This is a genomic window from Marinomonas sp. HM11-D, from assembly GCF_057626615.1.
In genome coordinates this window covers 41534-60230 of the sequence record NZ_JBMMKT010000002.1, presented here as the reverse complement: position 1 = coordinate 60230, position 18697 = coordinate 41534, and the positions used below count along the sequence as shown (strand labels likewise).

At 47.7% G+C, this 18697-nt stretch carries 16 protein-coding genes and 1 tRNA gene; 5 read left to right on the top strand and 12 right to left on the bottom strand.

Going from position 1 to position 18697, the window contains the following annotated elements; translation table 11 throughout:
* The 5 genes from mutL to orn all read right to left on the bottom strand — a co-directional run bounded on the left by mutL (position 1) and on the right by orn (position 6108).
* The gene (mutL, locus tag ACOSVP_RS02660; RefSeq protein WP_487345967.1) at positions 1 to 1998 is read right to left on the bottom strand and encodes a DNA mismatch repair endonuclease MutL; all 1998 of its coding nucleotides are present in this window, start codon (positions 1996 to 1998) and stop codon (positions 1 to 3) included.
* 24 nt (positions 1999 to 2022) lie between these two features.
* Positions 2023 to 3354 (bottom strand): N-acetylmuramoyl-L-alanine amidase, encoded by a 1332-nt coding sequence (locus ACOSVP_RS02655; RefSeq protein WP_487345966.1) that lies wholly within the window; start codon positions 3352 to 3354, stop codon positions 2023 to 2025.
* Positions 3355 to 3460: 106 nt separating this feature from the next.
* Complete coding sequence (gene tsaE, locus ACOSVP_RS02650; RefSeq protein WP_487345965.1) at positions 3461 to 3928, bottom strand: tRNA (adenosine(37)-N6)-threonylcarbamoyltransferase complex ATPase subunit type 1 TsaE; 468 nt, start codon at positions 3926 to 3928, stop codon at positions 3461 to 3463.
* A gap of 44 nt (positions 3929 to 3972) precedes the next feature.
* Positions 3973 to 5451 carry an NAD(P)H-hydrate dehydratase gene (locus ACOSVP_RS02645; protein WP_487345964.1) on the bottom strand — a complete coding sequence of 493 codons (1479 nt, stop codon included), beginning with the start codon at positions 5449 to 5451 and terminating at the stop codon, positions 3973 to 3975.
* 105 nt (positions 5452 to 5556) lie between these two features.
* Positions 5557 to 6108, bottom strand: coding sequence for an oligoribonuclease (gene orn / locus ACOSVP_RS02640; RefSeq protein ID WP_487345963.1), 552 nt, complete (start codon positions 6106 to 6108; stop codon positions 5557 to 5559).
* A gap of 74 nt (positions 6109 to 6182) precedes the next feature.
* Here orn and rsgA point away from each other — a divergent pair, with 74 nt between their 5' ends.
* Positions 6183 to 7217, top strand: a complete 1035-nt coding sequence (gene rsgA, locus ACOSVP_RS02635; RefSeq protein ID WP_487345962.1) for a small ribosomal subunit biogenesis GTPase RsgA — start codon at positions 6183 to 6185, stop codon at positions 7215 to 7217.
* 25 nt (positions 7218 to 7242) lie between these two features.
* Here rsgA and ACOSVP_RS02630 read toward each other — a convergent pair whose 3' ends face one another.
* Positions 7243 to 8145, bottom strand: a complete 903-nt coding sequence (locus tag ACOSVP_RS02630) for a flagellar motor protein MotB (protein WP_487345961.1) — start codon at positions 8143 to 8145, stop codon at positions 7243 to 7245.
* A gap of 9 nt (positions 8146 to 8154) precedes the next feature.
* A complete protein-coding gene (gene motA / locus ACOSVP_RS02625) occupies positions 8155 to 9009 on the bottom strand; it encodes a flagellar motor stator protein MotA (RefSeq protein ID WP_487345960.1) in 855 nt (284 codons plus the stop codon).
* Between the two features lie 128 nt (positions 9010 to 9137).
* Here motA and ACOSVP_RS02620 point away from each other — a divergent pair, with 128 nt between their 5' ends.
* Positions 9138 to 10610, top strand: coding sequence for an HDOD domain-containing protein (locus ACOSVP_RS02620; RefSeq protein WP_487345959.1), 1473 nt, complete (start codon positions 9138 to 9140; stop codon positions 10608 to 10610).
* A gap of 21 nt (positions 10611 to 10631) precedes the next feature.
* Positions 10632 to 11489, top strand: coding sequence for an archaetidylserine decarboxylase (asd, locus tag ACOSVP_RS02615; RefSeq protein ID WP_487345958.1), 858 nt, complete (start codon positions 10632 to 10634; stop codon positions 11487 to 11489).
* 78 nt (positions 11490 to 11567) lie between these two features.
* Here the strand turns inward: asd and secF are convergent, their stop codons facing one another.
* The 5 genes from secF to queA all read right to left on the bottom strand — a co-directional run bounded on the left by secF (position 11568) and on the right by queA (position 17043).
* A complete protein-coding gene (gene secF, locus ACOSVP_RS02610; protein ID WP_487345957.1) occupies positions 11568 to 12473 on the bottom strand; it encodes a protein translocase subunit SecF in 906 nt (301 codons plus the stop codon).
* 14 nt (positions 12474 to 12487) lie between these two features.
* Complete coding sequence (secD, locus tag ACOSVP_RS02605) at positions 12488 to 14341, bottom strand: protein translocase subunit SecD (protein WP_487345956.1); 1854 nt, start codon at positions 14339 to 14341, stop codon at positions 12488 to 12490.
* Between the two features lie 74 nt (positions 14342 to 14415).
* Positions 14416 to 14742, bottom strand: a complete 327-nt coding sequence (yajC, locus tag ACOSVP_RS02600; RefSeq protein WP_055464233.1) for a preprotein translocase subunit YajC — start codon at positions 14740 to 14742, stop codon at positions 14416 to 14418.
* A gap of 88 nt (positions 14743 to 14830) precedes the next feature.
* The gene (gene tgt, locus ACOSVP_RS02595) at positions 14831 to 15949 is read right to left on the bottom strand and encodes a tRNA guanosine(34) transglycosylase Tgt (RefSeq protein ID WP_487346302.1); all 1119 of its coding nucleotides are present in this window, start codon (positions 15947 to 15949) and stop codon (positions 14831 to 14833) included.
* Between the two features lie 32 nt (positions 15950 to 15981).
* Positions 15982 to 17043 (bottom strand): tRNA preQ1(34) S-adenosylmethionine ribosyltransferase-isomerase QueA, encoded by a 1062-nt coding sequence (gene queA, locus ACOSVP_RS02590; RefSeq protein WP_487345955.1) that lies wholly within the window; start codon positions 17041 to 17043, stop codon positions 15982 to 15984.
* Positions 17044 to 17265: 222 nt separating this feature from the next.
* Between queA and ACOSVP_RS02585 the strand changes: the two genes are divergently transcribed.
* Both ACOSVP_RS02585 and ACOSVP_RS02580 read left to right on the top strand, forming a co-directional pair.
* A tRNA-Leu gene (locus ACOSVP_RS02585) sits at positions 17266 to 17351 on the top strand.
* Positions 17352 to 17584: 233 nt separating this feature from the next.
* A complete protein-coding gene (locus ACOSVP_RS02580) occupies positions 17585 to 18613 on the top strand; it encodes a leishmanolysin-related zinc metalloendopeptidase (protein WP_487345954.1) in 1029 nt (342 codons plus the stop codon).
* Positions 18614 to 18697 lie beyond the last annotated feature (84 nt).

Genomic DNA, 18697 nt, shown 5'->3' with positions numbered 1-18697 from the left:
TTAACGGCCCCGTAAAAACAATTTATCTAAATCGGACATCGACAACTGTGTCCAGGTCGGACGTCCATGGTTACATTGCCCACTGCGCTCGGTCACTTCCATATCACGCAGCAGGCTGTTCATCTCTGTAATCGACAGTTTGCGATTGGCGCGCACTGCACCATGGCAAGCCATGGTCGCCATCAGCTCATTCGCACGCGCTTGCAACAAATCTGTTGTGCCATTGACCACCAAATCACTGATGACATCACGCACTAGACTTTCAATATCACCATCAATCAGTATCACAGGCACTTCACGCACCATGACACTTTCCGGCCCTGAGCGCTCAATATTGAAGCCAAACTGTACAAAGACGTCGTGATTGTCTTCCACCAAGTCTGCTTCCGCCTGAGAAATAGACACATTGATCGGCACCAGCAACGGCTGTGATGGCACATCTTTCGAGTAAAACGCGGCCTTCATGCGCTCATACACAATCCGCTCATGGGCAGCATGCATATCAACGATAATCATGCCCTGCTCTGTTTCCGAGAGGATATAGATGCCATGCAGCTGCGCCACTGCATAGCCAAGTGGCGGTGTCGCACCGTCACGCGGCAGCGGCTCACGCACTCGCCCCGTCCCATAAGAAGTCTGAGGCACTACCGGACTTTGATAAGTACTGGGGGCCACCTGCGCAGGGACGATCTGCTTAATCTCTCCCGTTTCAGGATCAATCTCTTCACCGGCAAATTGGCGAGCAAAATCGTTCATTTGCGAGACCGCACTCAACTGCCCCGTTATCTGCGCACTCGTTGGTACATCTTTAGGAGAATAGCTACTAGCCCCCGAATAGCCGCCGTTCGCACCTGATTGAGGAGCTGAACCCGCCGTCATCCAAGACACATCCCTTGCCTGACTAGGATGCCCCAGGCCAAGCGTTTCTTGCTCTTGAATTTGTGGTTCTTGGCGCTGAATCGGATTTTCGGCACTGCCAGACATACCCGTTTCAGGACGTACGTCCGCAATCACCTTATGGATTCGACTAAACAAGAAGTCATGCACTAAACGCCCATCACGAAAACGCACTTCGTGCTTGGTCGGGTGAACGTTAACATCCACCGTCCCTGGATCGAGTTCCAGATACAGCACAAAGGTTGGATGACGACCGTTATACAAGACATCGCGGTAGGCTTGGCGTACGGCATGAGCGACCAGTTTGTCGCGCACCACACGACCATTAACAAAAAAGTATTGCAAATCGGCTTGTGAACGAGAGAAGGTCGGCAAACCAATCCAACCCCAAAGACGCAAGCCCGCTGCTTCCACATCAATGGTTAACGCATTTTCAATAAACTTTCTGCCGAGCAAGGTGGCTAAACGATGCTCCGCATGCAATTGATCCTGCACTGGACGCAAATCATAGACTTGCTTGCCATTGTGATTTAAACGAAAACCCACATCGTAGCGGCTTAACGCCAGACGCTTTACCACCTCTTCAAGGTGGCTAAATTCAGTTTTTTCAGTACGTAGGAATTTACGACGGGCAGGCGTATTAAAAAACAGATCACGGGCTTCAATGGTGGTGCCCTGAGGGTGCGAAGCAGGGCGCACAGAAGTCGCCATGTCTTTCCCCTCAGCTTCAACGCGCCACGCCTCAGTCTCACCTTCAGCACAGGAAGTCAGATGCAAACGGGAAACAGAGCTAATACTCGCCAACGCTTCACCGCGAAAGCCTAGCGTCGCAACTGCCTCTAAGTCATCTAGGGTGATGATTTTACTGGTCGCATGTCGACTTAGCGCCAAAGATAAATCGTCTTTGACAATCCCACGACCGTTATCACGAATCTTAATACCGCGCACACCACCCTGCTCAACATCAATATCAAGCTGAGTTGCGCCTGCATCCAAACTGTTTTCAAGAAGCTCTTTAACGACCGATGCCGGACGCTCTACTACCTCACCCGCGGCAATCTGGTTGGCTAGGCGCGGGGATAGCAAATGTATTCTAGACATGAGATTCCTATAATGAAGCGGCTATTAACCTGCGGGAATGGAAAGCTTTTGCCCTATCCATATCACATCATTGCGCAGCGTATTCGCTGAGCGTAGTGAATCCAATGAGACACCATTTTTACGGGCGATTTCAGACAGAGTATCACCTTTAGAAACGGTGTAAGTGTAACTGCCACCTTTCTGATTTTTACGCCACGCGATGTAGGTGCCATCCGGCGGATTGGAGAAGAAGAAATCCTCAACACCCTCAGCAATCGACGCCGCTAATTTACGACGGTAGGTACCGCTGGATAAGTTTTTCGCTTCGGTTTTATTGGAAACAAACCCTGTTTCAATCAAGATCGAAGGTATATCTGGCGACTTCAGCACCACAAAGCCTGCTTGCTGCACAGAGTTTTTATGCAACACAGCGACGCTCTTCATTTCTCGTAGCACCTTATCACCAATATCCAAACTCATTTGAATGGTGGAGTTCATCGACATATCGAGCAACACTTCGGCTAGCAACTGATCTTTATCATCCAAAGAAATGCCGCCCACTAAATCTGCCGCTTGTTCTTGCTGCGCCAACCAGCGACCCATTTCCGAGGTTTTACCACTAAGGGATAACGCCCACACAGATGCGCCGCGAGCAGAAGCTTTAGTAAAGGCATCCGCATGAATGGAGATCATCAAATCAGCATTGGCTTCACGAGCGATACGAGAACGATCTCGCAGCTGCAAATATTCATCGGTCGAGCGGGTCATAACGGCTTTAATACCTTGAATCCCGTTCAGTCGCTTCGCGAGTTCCAAACCAATCGAAAGCACAACGTCTTTTTCACGCACCTTATATTGACCAAGTGCACCAGGGTCTTTCCCCCCGTGACCGGGATCGATCACTACCACCACATCACGCTTCTCATCTGAGATAGAAGCTAAGCTTTTCACCACGGCCACCGTACTGGTTGGCGCACCGTACTCAAGCTCCACCATAATACGTGGACCATATTCACCCGAAGCCCCTAAGGCTGATGTTTTCGCTTTTACCTTTTTATTCAGGTCAAGTACAAAACGCATGCCCTTATCACGTTTCGCATAACGCACACGCATCAACACATCCGACGATAAGGCAGACAAACCGTTCACCACCTCTTGCGAGATATGAGCATTGCTGATGTCCAACACAATACGATCAGGATTACTTAGCGGGAACATTTGGTGGCTGACTGAGCCATCCAGCTCAAATACCAGACGCGTCGCTCCCGGTTGTTGGACGACACGAATATCTTTGACCTGAGCCGCTTGCGCAACGACACTCATTGTCAGCAAAAGAACTGGCAACAGCCAATTTAGAGAAAAGATTTTTTTATACATATCAGACAGCTAGCAAGTATATGTTGACACTATAACGCTTGCCGACTTTGATCTCAAATAGACGGCACTTGATAATAAAAAAGGAGGCAAGGCCTCCTTTTAAAAATCAGCTGGCAAGCCGTTGGGTTATCTCTGCTACCGCTTCGACACCGTAGCTAGTTTTGGGTTCAATGGAGATCGCTCGACCATGACGAACTAAATCCAAATGCACCACAAGATCGGGTTTTGGTAACACACCTTCCCCCATTTCGGCCCATTCCACCAAACATAAAGCCCCGTCTTTAAAATAATCACGAATCCCCATGTACTCCAACTCCTCTGCATCGCTAATACGATACAAGTCAAAGTGGAACACTTCCACGTGATCTAATTCATAAGGTTCAACGATGGTGTAAGTTGGGCTTTTTACTGGGCCAATGTAACCCAAGCCACGCAGAATACCACGCACCAATGTTGTTTTCCCCATACCTAGATTTCCATCTAGATACACCACCCCACCACTTTTGAGTGATGCTGCCAGGTTTTCCCCAAACAGCTCCATGGCTTCTTCGCCAAATACTTCTCTTTCTAACATACTTTTTAATACTCACTTATCTACACACACCTGTGTGCGCACAATCATTCCAAATAATCCAATAATTGATAAGGCTGCATCTTAACCATTCCGAGCTCTGCGCCACACTGCTGTGCCGCCTTATTGTGCCAGGCCGCAGCAATTACCGCTGCCTCAAAAGTGTCCTGATAATAGGCTAAACATGCCCCCACCATGCCACTTAACACATCACCCGACCCGCCTTTTGCAAGACCTGGGCAAGGTTTTCCGACAATCATCATGCGCCCATCAGGCGAGGCCACAACACTTGTCGCGCCTTTCAATATCACCACTGCTTGATAGCGATTGGCGATTAGATTCGCCGCTCGCGGTAAATCTTGAAGAATGTCGTTAATCTCTTTTTTGAGCAATCGCGCTGCTTCGCCTGGGTGCGGCGTCAGCACCAACTTGTCTCGCTTAATTGGCTTTAATCCCAACCAATAAAGCCCGTCCGCATCCACCACCATGGGTTGATTCAATGATTGGCACTGCTGCCAAATTGCCTTGGACCAATCTGATTGACCTAAACCTGGCCCTAGCACCACTACCGACTGCGCACCACGCAAGGTCGACTGAATGTCCGCTTGCTCAGAAGATACCGCCATCACATTGGGGTTACGTACCAGCGAGGCAGGCACATGCTTTTCCCGCGTAAATAAGCTGACCGTACCCGCGCCTGACTTAGCAGCGGCTTCGCTCGCCATAATGGCCGCACCACCGTAACCATGATCGCCACCTATGACAGTGACATGCCCATAAGTTCCCTTATGAGAGTTTAAAATTCGCTGACAAGGAGATGAGTGATCAAGTGCGGCAGGTTCAAGAAAGTATGCTTGTGGTTGCTCTGACAAGTCAACAGCTTGCAGATTTTCCGTGACAATTTCATGACAGTAGGTTGAGCCGTCTTGTAGATAGTGCCCCAGCTTATCGCCAATAAAAGTCACCACTAGATCCGCATGTACCGCCAGTGTCGCCTGACCAGAATGCAAATCCAAACCACTTGGACAATCCACACTTACCACCCAAGCGCCATTACTGGACAATTGGTTGATGGTCGTGATGACTTGCACGTACATTTCAGACAAGGGCGCCTGAAAACCAATCCCCAGCAATCCATCCACTATGACCGCAGCACTTTCATATTCAAGCTCATGAAAGCTCTTCACTTCAATGCGCGGATGCCCCATGGCGTGCTCTTCCGCCAGCTTGGCATCGCCTTTACGCGGCGAATTGGCCACATCGTAGACTCGAACCTGCATGCCGTCTTGCGCCGCTAGTTGTGCCACTACCCAACCATCGCCACCATTATTGCCTCCACCTACAACCACCGCTAACTGGGTGATCGCAGGGTGACGACGCAATATATGATCGTATAAGGCTTTTCCGGCCCGCAGCATCATGGGAAAGCTTGCTCCTTCATGGGCAAAACTCGCCTGCTCACGAGCACGAATACCCGCAATATCAAACAAAGGAATTAAATAACGTGGAGGAAGGACGGATGGCATAACGGCTGTCTCCCGATCTTATCAAAAGGTCAATAAGCGTATCAGACAAGCATAGCGGAAATAAGACATAACGTGGGCCGAAGCCCACATTATCGGACAGGGTATTTAGCCCTCAAGACCAAACATGGTTTTGCGGTAGTGCTTTAGCTCTTCGATGGACTCAATAATGTCATCTAGCGCCAAGTGCGCCCCTTTTTTCTCAAAGCCTGCTAACGCTTCCGGTTTCCAGCGCTTGGCCAATTCTTTAATCGTACTAACATCTAAATAGCGGTAGTGAAAGTAAGCTTCCAATTTCGGCATGTAGCGATACAAGAAACGGCGATCTTGGCCCACACTGTTACCACAAATTGGCGACTTACCAGCAGGCAGGTATTGCTCAAGGAAAGCAATCGTTTGTGCTTCCGCATCCGCCATAGAGATTTTTGAATTCAACACGCGTTCAGTTAGACCAGATTGTCCATGATGAGTGGTACACCATTCATCCATAGCATCCATCACCGCTTTATCTTGGTGAATCGCGAGGTTTGGGCCTTTACCCAAAACATTCAGATCTTTGTCTGTGACAATGGTCGCGATCTCAATAATGGTGTCAGTATCCGGCTCAAGTCCGGTCATTTCCAAATCAATCCAGATCAGGTTGTCTTCGCTGTAACTCATATTGCACTCAATCCTGTATTTTAATTGCCAGCCATTATACTCTATGCGTTTAAATTAACGACCTACAATTACGAATGTCAAAACGAAAGCTGACCAAACAACAAGCCTGGCGCATTGAACGAATTCAAAAAGAACGCATGGAGCGCACGCAAAAACGTGACGACCGTGCAGAAGAGACCTTACAGTCATCTGATCTAGGCCCAGAAACTGAAGGGATCATCATCTCTCACTTTGGCACGCAAGTAGAGGTCGAAGGTACGCAAGAGCCGCATATTGGACAAAGTACGCGCTGTAACATGCGCGCCAACCTTGGCCAATTGGTCACTGGTGACAAGGTCGTGTGGCGTCCGAAACAAAATGAAGGCGGTGTTGTGGTCGCGCGCGCAGATCGCGACACCTTGCTACAACGCCCTGATATGCATGGCCGCTTAAAACCTGTGGCGGCCAACATTGACTTTATCGTAGTGGTCATTGCTGCCGAGCCAGTACCACATGCCAACTTGATTGACCGCTACCTTGTCGCAGCAGAGACCGTCGATATTCCTCCGGTGATTTTGCTTAACAAGTGTGACTTGATTGATGATTCCAATAAAGAAGACCTTGAGAATCTACTGAGCACCTATATCGACTTGGGGTACCGTGTGATTCGTACTTCTACCAAGAACGAACAAGGCATGAGCGAGCTGCATGAGTTTCTACAAGACCGCATCAGCGTATTCGTGGGTCAGTCCGGTGTTGGTAAATCCTCTTTGATCGGGACGCTACTTCCAGGCATTGAAATCAGCGTTGGCGAGTTATCTCAGAAGCGCAAAAAAGGCACTCACACTACCACGACAGCACGACTATTCCATATGCCATCGGGCGGTGATTTGATTGACTCACCTGGGATTCGTGAATTTGGTCTGTGGCACATCAGTGAGGATGAGTTGTTAGAGGGCTTTGTTGAATTCCGCCCTCATCTTGGTTACTGCAAGTTCCGTGACTGCTCCCATGAACAGGAGCCAGGCTGCGCCATTCGTGAAGCGCTAGAAAAAGGCGAGATATCTGACCATCGCTTTGAAAGCTACCTGCGCATTCGTCAATCAATTCGCGATAACGACGCTTTCTAGTCCCAAACCTTATCTACTATGCCCCCTAGAACACAGTCTCGGGGGGCATAGAAGGATCCAATTGAGTTCGCTCCCCGCCAAAACGACGTCGACTGCTTTCAAGCAAGCGTTTGTAAGCAGCATCCGTCATCAAGGTAATTGAAATACGTCTATTCTCAGGACTATCAGGATTGACTCGATTATAGGGCACCGTATCCGCCAAGCCGATCACCTGAGCAATACGTCGTTGCGCCAAACCACCCTCAACTAAAGCACGCTTAGCGGAATTGGCACGCTCACTAGAAAGATCCCAATTATCCTCATAACCATTGCCAATAAAGGCAGAGGAATCCGTATGCCCTGTGATCACCACAGGGTTTTTGACTTGGTTAAACACCGACGCCATATACAGCAAGGTATTTTCCATATCCGGCACCAATTGCGCACTACCACGCTCAAACATGGGTTTATCCGGATCATCAATTAAGGTGATGCGCACCCCATCAGGCGTAATCTCAATACGCATACTGTGATTATTAGAATTGATACGGTCCATGCTTTTAAACTCTTCCACTAGCATGGCGTTCATTTTTTCCAATTCGTTCCCATTATTGCCTTCCCGCTTTGCTAACTCATCAGTTAGCTCCGGCGTACTGCCAGGCTCTGGTAAGTCCAGATCTAGCTTACGCTCAGTACTCATAGCAGGACTGCCACCGAGATCAATCGGATGATTACTGTAGCCAGACGTTGAGGCGCCAGCCGGATCATTAAAGTAGCCCTCAATGGCCGCCAACTCCTCGGGCGAAGCTACATTAATAATCCATAGCACAAGGAAAAACGCCATCATCGCCAAAGCAAAGTCAGCTAGAGCGATTTTCCAAGCGCCACCATGATGGCCACCTTTTTTGATTTTTTTAACGCGTCGTATCACTGGATCGTAATTATTCATAACGACCCCTTAACGGAACTGCTTCACTAAATCAGACAGCTCAATAAAACTGGGACGTAGATGCGGAGGTAGAAGCTTACGACCCGCTTCAACCGAGATTGCTGGCGGATGGCCGGATGCCATGGCACTGAGACAAGCTTTGATACAAAGGTAGGCTTGCAGCTCTTGCTCCCCTAAACGTTCAAGGTGAGCAGACACCGGACCCACAAAACCGTAGGCAAAGAAAATACCCAAGAAAGTCCCCACTAGTGCTGCTGCTACGTGAGCACCAATAGCCTCCATAGGCCCACCAATTGAGCCCATGGTGATCACAATCCCAAGCACCGCAGCAACGATACCAAAACCCGGCAAGGCCTCCGCGACACGATTCATTGCATGTCCGGGCGCAATTAACTCTTCAGAAACAAGCTCCAACTCTGAGTCCATCATGGCTTCGAGTTCATGAGATGGCAGCCCTGTAATAGTGTAAACACGGTAATTATCAGTAAAAAACTCGACCAATTCGCGGTCACGAATGACATCAGGAAAGCGATTAAATAGCTCGCTCTCAAACGGCGCTTCCACATCTTGCTCGACTGCCAAGAAACCATCTTGGCGACTACGCTGGAATAAGCTAAAGACACAGGTTAGTAATTGTGAATAGAAAACACGATTGTGGCGACTACCGAATAAAACCTGTGGCAACAATTTAAAGGTTTTCTTTTGCAGAGACGCTGGATTGGCAATTAAAAAAGCACCTAAGGCGGCGCCACAGATAATCAGTACTTCAAAGGGCTGCCATAATGCCAGTAACTCACCGTGAGATAACAAATACCCAGTGACAACACTTACAATTACAATCAGCATTCCAGCGATTACGAACATTATTACATCCTACTTTTTGACAGTGTATGCTCACCAGACAATATACAGTATGATTAGTGCATCCATGCAATAGAAACGGCAATGAAACGATTATTTAACAATGCCTTGAGCCTTAAATGTAACGAGCTATGATGAATAAGTCACCCTTTGGCCTCAACGAATGGCTACTCTATCTGCAAGACAGGAAGTTTCCAGTTAGCTCTGACAGCATTGCTAAGCTTAAGAAGCAAATCAAAACGCCTGACGAAACGCTCGATAGAATGCAAAAAAACATCTCATCCGAGCCGATGTTAGCCTTTGCTATTCTTAATCAAGCCAACACCATGGTTCAATACAAGCGCAACGATATTAAAAGCCCGATCCATGCGGCTTCCATGATCGGCATGTCAGGCGTTGGCAAAGTATTTGATCTGCTCGACCCTTACATTCCGAACAGCAAGAACCACGCGCATCGAGCCTTTTCCCGTGAAGTTCAAATCAGCTATGAAGCCGCCGCCATGGCGCGCCGCTGGGCGATCGAAAAGAAAATCAGCCATGTAGAAGACGTGTTTTGGATTACCTTTTTCCGTGACGCCATCCGCTGGTTATTATGGTTCCACGCCCATGACGAAATGGAGCAACTGACACAACGCTTGCGCCGCGGCGAAAGTAACTTTGCCGCAGAAAACGCCATTCTCGGCTGCCGTATCGATGAACTTACGGTTGCCTTATTTAAGCAATGGCAAGTGCCGAGCATTATTATTGAGTCGTTTCTCACCGACCAAGTACCGACAGCAGAAGAACTGCAAAGCATTGCACGACTCACCCACACGGCCGATCAGCTACCAGGCTTTGCGGAAGACAAGCGCATTACCATTTTGATGAACAGTCCGTTGATCTTAGCTTACTGTGCCACCAAGGTCTCTCAAGAAGCCAATGTGGTTGGCTGGGGTAGTAAAAATCTACCTTTCTTTTATCGTGTGATTGCCGCCATCATTCATATCCGTCTAGGCGACGCGATTCAAGTGACCCACTACGCCACCACAGAAGCCGCTCGGGATGCACGCCACTCAATTAAACCTAGTCTAGCGGCACAGCTACTGTCCCCTGCTCTCTATACACGAACGACTGGCGCTACAAGCACAACCAAGAAAGTCGCAGTCAGTCCTTTGGCTCAATTGCAAGCCAAACTTAAAGGCATTACTGACAATAAACAGCGCACCACACTGGCAATGAAAGCACTGTTAGCCTTATTCAAGGGCCACAGTGAGCAGATTTTAATCCTGAAACACACGACCAGTGACAACAAGCTCAGTCCTCTGCTGCAGTTTGGCTACGACGTAAATACATTAAAAGGGATTCAATGGAACTCACCCTCCGGTGTGATTGCCAAACTGGTCAGCAAGCGTGTGGCAGTGCATTTCGATGAAGATAAGTTTGCCAGTATGGCCCGAGACTTACCCAATGGCGTTGACGCCCTCTTGAATGGCAAACAGCACCTATTTCTTGCCTCATCACCGATTAATGAGCAAGAAACTTATATTTACTGGTTGGCAGGAAAAGGCCAATTAGACCGAGATCAGTTTGATACCTTTAAACGTGTCATCAAACTAGCTGACTAAATTACTGTATTAGGAAACACCGTGAATAAAGACAAGCTTTTTGCTTTCGTTCAGCACATCACTCCACAAAAAGCCCTATCGCGATTTGTAGGACGCATCGCAGAGTGCACCAGCAAACCGGTTAAAAACACCTTTATCGGCCAGTTTGTTAAAAAATACCAAGTGGATATGAGCGAAGCGATTAACGAAGATCCGTTAAGCTACCGTAACTTTAATGATTTCTTCACCCGCGCCATCAAACCTGAAATGCGCCCAATCGCCGCTGGCGATAAAGTGATTGCTTGCCCAGCGGATGGCGCCATCAGCCAGATCGGCAACATTGACCACGGCACTATTTATCAAGCCAAAGGCCACCGTTACAGCCTTACAGAGCTGCTTGGCGGTGACGCTGAACTGTCTAATCAATTCCTTGGTGGTAAGTTCGCAACGGTTTACCTATCACCGCGCGACTACCACCGCGTTCATATGCCACTAGATGGCAAATTGGTGAAAACCATCCACGTACCAGGCAAACTGTTTTCCGTAAACAAGGTGACCGCTGAACAAATCCCGAATGTATTTGCTCGTAACGAGCGCACGGTATGCATCTTCGATACGGCTGCAGGCCCAATGGCCGTGATCCTAGTAGGTGCCATGATTGTGGCCAGCATTGAGACCGTTTGGACAGGACAAGTGACACCGTTCAGTAAACAAGTGCAAACCTGGGATTACGAAAAACTGGCTAACATTGAGCTTAAGAAAGGCGAAGAAATGGGACGCTTTAAGCTAGGCTCTACGGCCATCGTACTATTTGGTAAAGATGTAGCGGAATGGGAAAAACATCTGCACGCCAACACACCAACACGTATGGGCATGGAGTTTGGTCGCGTCATCGTTTAATACTGACCAGAGTACCACCCATAAAAATGCCCGCACAGTGTGCGGGCATTTTTGTTTCAGATCGAAATACGAAATGCCTTATGGCATCTCGTCTTCTAGCTCTTCTTTTGGTGCAGGCACCAAGTCTTCGCGAGTAATGTTTTGCGCAAGCAACAAGTTTGCCGCAACAAAGATTGATGAGTAAGTACCAATCAAAATACCGACCAATAACGCCAGTGAGAAGTTATGGATGCTCTCACCACCAAAGAAGAACAACACCACCAATACAAACAAGGTCGTCATCGAAGTAATGATGGTACGATCCAAGGTCTGGTTGATGGAATCATTGATCAACTCATATGGCGTGGTATCACGCATGATACGGAAGTTCTCACGAATACGGTCACACACAACAATGGTGTCGTTAAGCGAGTAACCAATCACCGCCAAGATCGCTGCCAACACCGTTAGGTCAAACTCCAAGCCGAACAAGGAGAAGATACCCAATGTAATGATGACGTCGTGCGCCAAGGCCACAACCGAAGCCACAGAGAATTTGAGCTGGAAGCGAACGGCTACGTACACCATGACGATTGCCAAGGCTAACAACATGCCTAGACCGCCCTGCTCACGCAGCTCTTCACCCACTTGACCACCGACGTACTCAGAGCGCATGAGCTCAACTTGTACGCTACCGTTATCGCGCAGTGTGCTCAACACCTCGTCACCCAGTGTCGGCGTATAGGCATTACCCATACGCACCACCACATCAACTGGAGAACCAAAGTTCTGCACTGTGACATCTTGGTAATCACCTTGGGCAAGCAGAGTACGCACATCATCTAGCGCTGGCGCTTGAGTGTATTGCACTTCAATCAAACTACCACCAGTAAAGTCTAAGCCAAACTTAAGACCTTTTACCGCCAATGAGCCTAAAGAAACCAGCACCATCGCAATCGAGAACATGGCGACGACTTTGCGCATTGCCATAAATGGAATATTCATCGTTTCGCTGTCTCCTAGATAAATAAGCGCTTATTTTTACGTCCACCGTACACCAAATTAATTTGGGCGCGGGTTACCACAATCGCAGTAAACATAGACGTCAAAATACCAAGAGAAAGTGTTACAGCGAAGCCTTTAACAGGCCCTGTACCCACCGCGAATAGGATGACTGCCACCAACAAAGTAGTGATATTGGCATCCAAAATAGTGGTAAACGCACGGTTAAAGCCAGAGTGAATCGCTTGCTGACTCGGCAGACCCGCCTTCAACTCTTCCCGTATACGGGAGAATATGAGTACGTTGGCATCCACCGCCATACCCATGGTCAACACGATACCGGCAATACCTGGCAATGTCAGTGTCGCTGACAGCAATGACATACACGCCATCAACAAAACAATATTCAAGGCTAGGGAAATGTTGGCGAACAAGCCAAAGACCTTGTAGTAAAGCAGCATAAAGGCCATCACCACAAGCAAGCCGATTTGCGCCGACAACACACCTAGACGGATGTTTTCAGCACCCAGGCTTGGACCAATGGTACGCTCTTCAACAAAGTAAATTGGCGCAGCCAAGGCACCTGCACGAAGCAATAGTGCTAGTTCAGATGATTCACGCGGGCTATCAAGACCCGTAATACGGAACGAGTTGCCCAGTGTCGTTTGAATCGTTGCTAGAGAGATAATGTTTTTCTCACTGTAGCTACGACGTACTTCGGTCAACTTACCATCTTCACCTTCAACAAAACGGCTACGGCTCTTATGTTCGATGAACACTACCGCCATATTGCGACCCACGGCGGTACGTGTGACACGCGCCATTTGTGAACCGCCTTTACCATCAAGGCTAATGTTTACTTGCGGACGACCATTTTCATCAAACGAAGAACTGGCATCTGCCACGCTGTCACCGGTGATGATCACATCGCGTTCAAGACGCGCCGTACGACCACTACCATCGCGGAAAGTTAGGGTATCAATATCCGCAGCGTTAGCATCAAGACCTGCCTCTAGACGAAACTCAAGGTTAGCTGTAGCACCGATAATACGCTTCGCTGCGGCCGTATCTTGCACACCAGGAAGCTCAACTACGATACGATTACTACCTTGACGTTGCACTAGCGGCTCCGCCACACCCAATTCGTTTACACGGTTTCGCAATGTGGTTAAGTTTTGCTGCAATGCATACGCTTCGACTTCTGCACGAGCTGCTTCAGTGAAACCGATCTCAACAAAGTAATCAGTGCCATCGTTAGAGGTGTTGTAAACGTATTCTGAGAATGCATCTTGCAACAGCTTAAGTGCCGCTTGCTGATCTTCTTCACGTAGGAAGCGAATCGACATGACACCACCATTCACCTCTACACTACGGTAACGAATACGTTCCGTACGCATGCTGTTCTTCATTTCACTTGCGGCAACGTCTAGACGCTGCTTCAGTGCCGCCGGGGTATCTACCTCAAGCAAGAAGTGCACACCACCACGTAAGTCCAAACCAAGTTTGGCTGGGCCTGCACCAATAGAAGACAACCACTCAGGTGTTGTTGGCACCAAGTTAAGTGCCACAACGTAATTCTCGCCCAAAGCTGCAGCAATCACCGATTTCGCAGCCAATTGGTCTTCGCCGTTATTAAAGCGCAAGGTTCCGCCAGCGCTGGTGACTTCGGCTTGTTTTAGATCAATCCCTGCGTCTTTAAGGGCCTTTTCAGCCGTCGCAAGAGTGCGCTGATCTACCACCGAAGTGGATTTTTGAGTGGATAGTTGAAGTGCTGGATCGTCTGGATACAAGTTTGGCAGCGCATAAATGACGCCAAGCGCGATCACTAGCAGGATAAGCAAATACTTCCACAAGGGGTACTTGTTAAGCATGTAAGGTCCTTGGAGCTAACAAATAAAATGACCAAGAAAGTAGAAAAGCGCCACGGGGCGCTTTTCTCATAACATTAGATCGATTTCAGAGTGCCTTTTGGCAATACTGCACCAACGGCAGATTTCTGGAACTTCATCTCAATGTTGTCGGCAACTTCTAGTACAACGTAGTTGTCATCAACTTTCGTTACACGACCTAGAACACCACCGTTTGTTACCACTTCTGTGCCTTTCGCCAAAGAAGCAAGCAGGTTGCGATGCTCTTTAGTACGTTTAGCTTGTGGACGCCACATCAAGAAATAAAAGATAACAACGAAACCAACTAACAATACCAGGTTAAAAATCCCTGCGTCAGCTGGTGCAGCACCTTCAGCGTAAGCTGGTGAGATCAAAGCGATCATGGTGTTTACTCTCCAATGGTTAAAAAAACGGTATGCGCATATTCTTTGTAAATAGTTGCGCTACTTTGACAATTCATTTCGACAGTTGTTACTCACTCAGTGGCGGGGTTTCCATACCACGTTTCGCGTAAAACTCATCAACGAAGGCATCAAATCTACCTTCATCTAGCGCCTGACGCAATCCCGCCATTAATGTCTGGTAATAACGTAAGTTATGGATAGTGTTTAATTGCGCACCGACCATCTCTTGGCATTTGTCTAGATGATGTAAATAAGACCGAGAAAAGTTTTTACAAGTATAACAATCACATTCTTTATCTAATGGATTGGTATCGTAGCGGTGAAAGGCGTTACGAATACGTACAATGCCCTCTGACGTAAACAAATGACCATTACGCGCGTTACGAGTTGGCATCACACAGTCAAACATATCCACGCCACGGCGCACGCCTTCAACTAGGTCTTCAGGCTTACCTACGCCCATTAGGTAACGCGGTTTGTCAGCTGGCATTTTGTAAGCCAAATGATCCAAAACACGCACCATGTCTTCTTTCGGCTCACCTACAGAAAGACCACCGATGGCATAACCATCGAAGCCAATATTGGTCAGACCTTCAAGCGACTCATCACGTAATTGCTCGTACATACTGCCTTGGATAATACCGAACAAGGCAGATGGGCTATCGCCGTGCGCATCTTTTGAGCGCTGCGCCCAACGTAAACTCATGCGCATGGACTTCGCCGCTTCGTCTTCCGTCGCAGGGTACGGTGTACACTCATCAAAGATCATGACAATGTCAGAACCCAAATCACGCTGCACTTGCATCGAGATTTCGGGACTTAGGAAAACCTTGTCTCCATTCACCGGTGAACGGAAGCTTACGCCTTCTTCTGTGATCTTACGCATATCCCCCAAGGAGAATACTTGGAAACCACCTGAGTCAGTCAGGATTGGTTTTTGCCATTGAGTAAAATCATGCAGATCGCCATGGGCTTTAATGACATCCGTACCTGGACGCAACCAAAGGTGGAAGGTGTTACCAAGAATAATATCCGCACCAATGGCTTCGATATCTTTGGTCAACATACTCTTAACGGTACCGTAGGTACCCACTGGCATGAACGCAGGCGTTTCGATGTCGCCACGAGGAAAGCTCAAGCGCGCACGGCGAGCCTTACCAGAGGTCGCAAGCACCTCAAAGTCCATAAAACATTCTGGACGTTTATCTGACATTCGTCTTATTCCTCAGCTGTTGGCCCTTCGGCCTTTGGATTTCGAGTAATAAACATGGCATCGCCGTAACTAAAGAAACGGTATTTCTCTGCTACAGCCACGCGGTAGGCATTCATCACGTTGTTATACCCAGCAAAGGCACTGATCAACATAATGAGGGTCGATTCGGGTAGGTGGAAATTGGTCACCAACACATCAACCGTTTTAAATTCATAACCTGGGTAAATAAAGATGCTGGTATCGGTAGCAAAGGGCTCAATCTGGCCGGACTGACTAGCTGACTCCAACGAGCGAACACTAGTGGTACCAACGGCGATCACGCGCTTACCAGCTGCCTTTGTCGCACGCACTTTATCCACCACATCCTGAGACACTTCAGCGTATTCAGAGTGCATCACATGATCTTTGATATCGTCGACACGCACTGGCTGGAAGGTACCAGCGCCCACATGCAAGGTAACAAACGCCGTATCAACGCCCTTCGCTTTTAGTTGCGCTAGCAAGGCATCATCAAAATGCAGACCCGCTGTCGGCGCCGCTACGGCACCTGGGGTCTTGTTGTACACCGTTTGATAACGCTCTTGGTCACTCTCGTCATCGGGACGTTCGATGTAAGGAGGCAGTGGCATGTGCCCTACTTTTTCCAGCACTTCAAGCACTGGCTCATCAAAACGCAGATGGAACAAGGTATCGTCACGGCCAACCATCTCAGCACCATGAGAAGCGCCACGATCTGTGCCTAGCTCTAAACGATTACCAACTTTCGGCGACTTACTGCAACGCACGTGCGCTAAGATTTCGTGTTCTGATAATAAACGCTCAACCAACAGCTCAAGCTTACCGCCCGACGCTTTTTGGCCGTACAAGCGTGCCGGAATCACTCGGGTGTTGTTAAACACCATCAGATCACCCGGTTCAACGAAGTCTAAGACATCTTTAAATGTATTGTGTGACAGTTCGCCTGTTGGGCCATCTAGCTTAAGCAAGCGGCTCGCAGTACGTTCAGGCATTGGGTAGCGTGCAATGAGTTCCTCAGGCAGCTCAAAGCGATAATCAGAAACGCGCATAATAGCTATTTTGTTTACCTAGAAAAATGATGCGGCATTTTAGCGAATTTCTACTCGCTTGGGTACGATATAAGAAGATTTCCCATTTAACTGATCGGTTAATTTTGGCTTTTGATCAGCTTTTAAACAAAAGCCAATCAAGCGAAAGTTTTTTAATTTATTTCAGCAAAAACCGTTGACACCCCAAAAGAAATGACCATAATACGCCTCACCTTTTTCAAAGCCAGTGTGGTGGAATTGGTAGACACGATGGATTCAAAATCCATTGCCTATAAAGCGTGCCGGTTCGAGTCCGGCCACTGGTACCATCTTTATGATGCGAAAAGCCCCGAACGAAAGTTCGGGGCTTTTTTCGTTTTAGGCCGCTCAACTCGCCTTTAAATCATTCTCCAAGAACCCTTTTCCGCTAACTCATACTAGCAAGATTAGCCTGACCAACATTCCCCTTATAAATAATAGATATAAACAAACAGCTACAATTGATTAAATAATGTGCACACTTGACCGATACTTATAGAACACTCTAACAGGTAGCGCAGTCATGAATTCCAAGAAACTTATCAATTCGGAATATGGACTCTCCCACCAAGGCTATGGCCTCAATCAAGGCATGGAATATGAAATTTTTCTTTTCGACTCATTTCTAGATGCGAAAGGCGGTGGTGGTTCTGGTAGCAATAAGGGAGGAAATCCCTTGGATCCAGCACCCTCTGACACTAACGATACTTATTTAAGCAACGATGGCAATTCCAACACTGGAGAAACAGATGAATACAACATTCGCCTTAACTTCAGTTCAGGTGACTGGATTCAGGAAATCGAGACAGCAGATGGAATAATAGAAATTAATTTGAAAGATGAGTTTATTACTGCCGCCAATTTTCTAAGCAGTGTAATCACTGAAGATATTGTTCCAGATGGCTATGATTTCGATGACATAACCATCGATGCCTCATTGGTAAATATTGATGGAGAAGGCAGTGTACTCGGGCGTGCAGGCCCAACACACATTTGGAACCCAGACCTTACATCAGGAAATATTTTTACATCTCAAGCAATAATGGAATTTGATACTGCGGACGCAGTTGCATTATACAAGGATGGGCTTTGGGATGAGGTTATTCTCCACGAGATGATCCACTGTCTTGGATTAGGTACTTTATGGTCAAATGCAGGCTTAGTGACCAGAACAATCGATGATAATGACACCAAGAAGCCAACAGACGACGTAATAACATATGATTATACTGGCGACTTAGCCAATTATGCATCCGCAGTGTTATTTGATAAGTACACTGACAGTCTCGAAAACTACATAACTGCATTCAATATTAACCAAGATTACCTTAACGAAGGTGATCCTAGCTACGACAAGGATTTTCCAGTAGCAGATATCGAAGAAGATGGTGGCTCAGGCACAGCAGGCGGTCACTGGGATGAAGTGACTTATGGTAAAGAGTTAATGACAGGTTACCTAAATACAGAAGGTAACTACCTATCAGAAATGACCTATGCAGGTCTTGCAGATCTGGGCTACACAATTTCTGATACTTACTTAACTATCGCCTAACCCCACAGTTACAGTAACAAAAAGCCCCAAATAAAAGTTTGGGGCTTCTTTCATTCCTGCATAAAAAAAACGGCGCCTATTAGG